This window comes from Achromobacter sp. DH1f (assembly GCF_000633435.1).
GTDB classification, from domain to species: Bacteria; Pseudomonadota; Gammaproteobacteria; order Burkholderiales; family Burkholderiaceae_B; genus Achromobacter; species Achromobacter deleyi.
In genome coordinates, this window is sequence record NZ_AYMF01000031.1 from 1 (window position 1) to 1004 (window position 1004).

The 1004-nt window shown below is 61.6% G+C and carries 1 protein-coding gene; it reads right to left on the reverse strand.

The genetic code is table 11. The annotated features are described in order from the left end of the window. Nucleotides 1–184 precede the first annotated feature (184 nt). Entirely contained in the window at nucleotides 185–796 is a 612-nt protein-coding gene (locus U858_RS0125980; RefSeq protein WP_025140046.1) for a tRNA-uridine aminocarboxypropyltransferase, read from the reverse strand. Between the last annotated feature and the right edge of the window lie 208 nt (nucleotides 797–1004).

Below are 1004 nucleotides of genomic sequence, written 5' to 3' on the forward strand. Positions count from 1 at the left end.
CGAGTCCTCTCCTGGGCACCACGGAATTCCGATCAAGGCGGCTGGCATCACGATGCAAGCGGCGTTGATTAAAAAGTTGAAAGGCCCGGTAATCGAAAGATTGCCGGGCCTTTTGCTTTGCGGCGTGCGCATGTGAAACCCGATGCGGCGTGCGCATGTGGCACCCGACTCGCGCCACCCCCACTCAACGCCGGGGCACCTTTCTATTGAGGTGATGGCGCGCATACAGATCAGCGCCCATGCCTTCGATCTGCCCATCGATCAGCGCTTCGAACGGCCGCAGCAAGGTGTCGAAGTTGTGCGGCGCTTCGAGCGCATTGAGCGCATGGGTCACCGCTTCGATGGTGGACAAGGCGCCGGCGATGTCGGCATGCCGGACCCGGTAGCGCGTCGTCAAACCGTCGGGCAGCATCACCCGCGGCAGCGCGGCCAATTCGGGATTGATGTGCAGCAGCTTGCGGGCATGCGTCCAGGTGCCGTCCGGCACGATCAGCTGCACCGGGGCGCCACTGGCCGCGGCACAACCGGGCTTCAGCACCTCTGCGCCCTCGCCCGGAAACAGCACATGCGATGCCCAGCCCGGTTCGGCCCATTGCTCGGGCCGGAAATACTCACCCACCAACCGCCGCGCACCCGCCAGGCCCAGCACTGCCAGCCGGGCGGTGTTCAAGGCATGGCGCGCTTCGCTGGGATGCTGCAGCACCAGCACGCGCGAGCGCGGCGCCAAGGCGGGAATCAAGGCGCACAGGCAATGGGATTCGGGGCGCTTGCAGCGCAGGCAGACGATGCGTGACATGGGGCGACACTATAGCGAAAGCGGCGCCTTCAAAAAAAACCAAAAAAAAGTGAAAAAAAAGCTGCATGACTTGCACACTTTAAAAAAAGTATGCATAATCTCGTTCCTCTGCTGCTGAACACGAAACGAAACGCAAGCCGCTAGCTGAAAAGCAAACGACAAGCGCCGCAAAATGTGAAGCAACAGCGCCCAGGTGGCGGAATTGGTA

Coding starts and splice junctions, on each gene's coding strand:
- U858_RS0125980 (WP_025140046.1), bottom strand. CDS start 796: ATGTCACGCATCGTCTGCCTGCGCTGCAAGCGCCCCGAATCCCATTGC.